This is a genomic window from Sphingomonas bacterium (genome assembly GCF_903644055.1).
Taxonomy (GTDB): Bacteria; Pseudomonadota; Alphaproteobacteria; order Sphingomonadales; family Sphingomonadaceae; genus Sphingomonas_I.
In genome coordinates this window covers 1-4,528 of record NZ_CAHJXD010000032.1, presented here as the reverse complement: position 1 = coordinate 4,528, position 4,528 = coordinate 1, and the positions used below count along the sequence as shown (strand labels likewise).

Sequence of the window (4,528 nt, the reverse complement as noted above, 5' to 3'; positions counted from 1 at the left end):
CCGCAAGGCACGCTCTACGGCCGCAACGCGACCGGCGGCGCGATCAACCTGATCCCGACGCAGCCCAAGCTCGGCGAGCTTTCTGGTTACGCGACCGCGAGCTACGGCAATTATGACGCCATCGTCGCGGAAGGTGCGATCAACGCGCCGCTCGGCGACAAGGGCGCGCTGCGTATCTCGGCGAGCACGTCGCGCCATGACGGCTATCTCCGTGATGGAACGTCGGACGACAAGACGACCTCGGTGCGCGTCCAGATGAAGGCGGCGCTCACGCCCGCGCTCACCGTTCGGCTCTCCGGCGATTACAGCCATGTCGGCGGCATCGGTGCCGGCGTTTCCTACATCAGCAACTATAATTTCAATCCCGTCGCGGGCCGCTATGTGACGGTGAAGCCGAACCTGTCCCTGGCGGAAGGGCTCTATACGCCCGCGGCGCAAGCCTATCGCGCGACGATCACCACCGGCCCGTCGGGCCGCAAGGAAGATCCGATCTCGCCCTATCCGTTCCAGGACAATAATTTCTACGGCGCCAACGCGCAGATCGATTATGACACCGGCGCGGGCACGCTGACGATCGTTCCGGCCTGGCGCTATGCCTCGCAAAACTATCTGGCCGAGGCGGCGTCTTTCCCATATCGCAACCGCGAGCAGGATGAGCAGTACAGCATCGAGGCGCGCTTCACCGGCACCCGCATCGGTATCTTCGATTATACGCTGGGCGGCTATTATTACGAAGAGTCGATCCACAACCGCACGGCGCTGAACCTTTCGGCCGCCGAGAATTTCCTCGTCCAGAATTACAAGACGCGCTCGTTCGCGCCGTTCGGCCGGCTGACCGCGCATCTCACTGATCGGCTGCGGTTGGTCGGCGGAGTCCGCTATTCCAAGGACATCAAGAACTTCAACGCCTCCGGCATCGCGCTCAACCTGGTCTGCACGGTCGTGACCCCGTTCGGCCCGAGCTGCCCCAACGCGCGCTTGTTCACCACGGTCGATACGATCTCGCAGGTGCCGTTCCCCGTGCCCGCCGGCCCCGCGCCGATCCCGCAGGGCTTCTCGGGTGCGATCATCGTCCGCAGCGACAGCCTCTACAACAACAAGCTGAAGAACGACCGTGTCACCTATCATGGCGGCGTCGAGTTCGACGTGGCGGACCGGTCTTTGTTCTACGCGACGGTGGAATCGGGCTACCGTTCGGGCGGCTTCTCCGCCGCGCTGGGCTTCGAAACCTACCAGCCCGAACTCATCACCGCCTACACCGTCGGCCTGAAGAACCGCTTCTTCGACAATCGCGTGCAACTGAACATCGAGGGGTTCCTGTGGAACTATAAGGACCAGCAGGTCTCGCACCTCGGCCTCGACCTCAGCGGCCGCACCGCGCAGTTCATCCAGAACATCGGCCGTTCGCGGATCAAGGGTGTCGAGGTCGAAGGGCGCGTGCTCGTCACCAAGACGACGCTGGTCAGCGCCGACGTCCAGTATCTCAACGCGAGGAACCGGGCGTTCAGCTATCAGCAGGGCAGCGCCACCGGGGCGCCGCTGACCGGCTGCGCTTATGCGCTTTCGTCCAACCCGGCCTTCTACAACGTCAACTGCGCGGGCAAGCAGGCCTACAACTCGCCGAAATGGACGATAAACCTGGCGGCGCAGCAGACCTTGAACGTCGGCGACTACAAGGTCGTCGCAGGCGTGGACACACAATATAAGACCAGCCGCACGGTCGGTTTCGAGTTCCTGCCCGAGCAGCGCGTCGGCGATACCTGGATGACCAATGCGCAACTGTCGTTCGGGCCGGCCAGCGATCGCTGGTCGATCGCCGGGTTCATCCGCAACCTGGAAAACAACCGCATCCTGAATTTCGCGGTGACTCACCCGCTGGACAATTCGCTGGTCGGCGGATCGACCGCTCCACGGACCTATGGCGCCCGGGCGTCGTTCAAGTTCTGATCGCAGCGAAACAGCCGGAGTTGTTCGAGTGAAGTTGGTACGGTTCGAGAAGGGCGATAGCGGGGGCGGCGCGAGGATCGGGGCGGTGAAGGGCGACGGGGTGGTCGATCTCGCCGCCGTGGGATGCCGCTGGCCGACGATCATCGCGCTCGCCGGGGCGGGGGCTGACGCCTTGGACGAGGTACGCCTGCTGGTCGAGCGCAGCGAACCGACGGTCGCGCTGGCGAACGTCCGTCTGCTCGCGCCGATCGAGCGGCCGGGCAAATATCTCGCGATCGGGATGAACTACGCCAAGCATCTCGAGGAGGCGGACAGGCTCGGTGTCGCGCGCGCCAAGCACCAGACCTGGTTCAACAAGCAGACCAGCTGCATCTCCGGACCTTATGACGATATCTATCCGGGCGTGACCGAGAAGCTTGATTATGAGGTCGAGTTGGGCGCGGTGATCGGCAAGCCGGCAAAGCGGGTCAGCGAGGCGGACGCCCCCGCTCATGTGTTCGGCTATTTCGTCGCCAACGACGTCTCGGCACGCGATTGGCAGTTCCACACGCCGACCTTCACGATGGGCAAGTCGTTCGATACGCACGGGCCGATCGGGCCGTGGATCGTCACCGCCGATGAGGTGACCGATCCGCACGCGCTCGACTTGCGCTGCTTCGTCAACGGCGAGCTCAGGCAGAGCAGCAATACCGGCCAGATGATCCACAATCTCTGGGCGCAGATCGCTTATGTCTCCACCGCCTTCACGCTGGAGACGGGCGATCTGATCGCGACGGGCACGCCCGAGGGCGTCGGCGTTGGCATGGAACCGCCCAGCTTCCTCCAGCCCGGCGATATCGTCCGCTGCGAGATCGACGGCATCGGCGCGATCGAGAATAAGGTCATCGCGCCCGCGATCTGAGCGGTCCGCCTATCGAGGACGTTCGCCATGCCGGTGCTTGGGCCGCTTTCCTTCACGCTCGAAGTTCCGTCGCTCGATGCAGGCGTGAAATTCTACAGCGATGCCGGGCTGGTTGCGGATGTCGGGGGCGCGAAAGAAGATAACGTCGCGCGGCTGCGCTGCCCTGGGCAGGATCGGGATTCGATCATCCTGCTCGGCGGGTTTGCGCGCAAGCGGCTCCACCACATCAGCCTGCGCGCGGATAGACTGGACGACATGGCGGTCGCCGCCGGGGCGCACGGCGGCAAGGTCGTCCCCGCCCCGCAGGGGTTCGAGGACAATGGCCTGTGGGTCGAGGATCCGCACGGCATGCTGATCCACCTGTCCGATCACCCCGCCGATCCCGAGCTCGCGGCTGCCGAGCCGTTTCAGATCAACAGCCCCGGCCTCACGGTGCGCAAGCGCCGCTCGGCGGTGCTGCCCAGCGCCTCCTATGCGCCGGTCCGTCCGCTCCGGCTCGGCCATATCCTCGTGTTCAGCCCCGACGTGCCTGCCAGCGTCGCCTTCATGACCGACGCGCTCGGCATGGGGCTCGCCGATCGCGCGCAGGATATCATCGCCTTCTGCTGCGCGCGGCGGGACAGCGATCATCACGTCGTCGCCTTCGCCAAGTCGCCGGGGATCGGCTTTCACCATGGCAGCTTCCAGGTCAACGATCCGGACGAGGTCGGCCGCGGCGGCCGCGCATTGCTGGCGAAGGCGGGGCGCGGCGATTGGGGGTTCGGGCGGCACACCATCGGCTCGAACTTCTTCCATTACATCCAGGATCCGTGGGGGAGCTGGTTCGAATATTATTCGGACATGGACCATATCGATGATTACGCACTGTGGACCCCGACCAATTACGAGATGGCGGACAGCCTGGCCAACTGGGGCCCCGAAGTGCCGCACGACTTCGTCCACAATTACGAAACGGATGCGGAGCCGTTCGCGGCCGTCCGTCCGGAGGCGGTCACCGCCTGATGGCGGCCGCCGCTGCGTCCGATCTTCGCGCCCGCTTCGACGCGGCGCCGATGGCGCGCGCGCAGATCGCGGCGGTGGCGGTCACGATCGCGCTGTCGGCGCTCGACGGTTATGACGTGCTGTCGGTCACCTTCGCCGCGCCGGCGATCGCGATCGACTGGGGCATCGGCAAGGCGGCGCTGGGCGTGCTGCTGTCGGCGGGACTCGCCGGCATGGCGCTCGGCTCGCTCGGGCTCGCGCCGTTTGCCGATATGGTCGGGCGGCGGCGGATGGTGCTCGCCAGCCTAGTGCTGATGGCGGCGGGCATGCTGCTCTCGGCGTTCGCGCATTCGCTGCCGCAACTGGTGGCGTGGCGCGTTCTGACCGGGCTCGGGATCGGCGCGATGGTCGCGGTCATCAATCCGCTCGCCGCCGAATTCGCCAACGCCCGGCGGCGATCGCTGGCGCTGGCGCTGATGGCGATGGGCTATCCGCTCGGCGGGCTGGTCGGTGGGCTCGCCGCCGCGCTGTTCCTGAGGCTGTACGGCTGGCCTGCGGTCTTTCTCGCCGGTGCGGTCGCGGCTGGCCTGCTCCTCCTTGTCGTCCTGCGCTTCCTGCCCGAGCCGCTCGCCTTCCTGCTCGCCCGTCCACGGCAGGACGGCCTCGCGCGCGTCAACGCGCTGCTCGCCCGTTGCGGGC

At 65.9% G+C, this 4,528-nt stretch carries 4 protein-coding genes; all 4 read left to right on the top strand.

The genetic code is table 11. The features are described 5' to 3' along the window. Positions 1–1,947 (top strand): TonB-dependent receptor (locus HUU94_RS01365; RefSeq protein WP_174273337.1); only part of this gene is annotated, 1,947 nt, incomplete at its 5' end. Between the two features lie 28 nt (positions 1,948–1,975). Next, positions 1,976–2,848 (top strand): fumarylacetoacetate hydrolase family protein, encoded by an 873-nt coding sequence (locus HUU94_RS01360; RefSeq protein ID WP_174273336.1) that lies wholly within the window; start codon positions 1,976–1,978, stop codon positions 2,846–2,848. 27 nt (positions 2,849–2,875) lie between these two features. After that, the gene (locus tag HUU94_RS01355) at positions 2,876–3,850 is read left to right on the top strand and encodes a VOC family protein (protein WP_174273335.1); all 975 of its coding nucleotides are present in this window, start codon (positions 2,876–2,878) and stop codon (positions 3,848–3,850) included. Next, on the top strand, positions 3,850–4,528 hold a 679-nt coding region (locus HUU94_RS01350), incomplete at its 3' end, for an MFS transporter (RefSeq protein WP_174273334.1). The genes HUU94_RS01355 and HUU94_RS01350, both read left to right, overlap by 1 nt.

Excerpts from the sequence above, each read along its gene's own strand:
- HUU94_RS01355 (WP_174273335.1), top strand. The coding sequence starts at position 2,876 with ATGCCGGTGCTTGGGCCGCTTTCCTTCACGCTCGAAGTTCCGTCGCTC.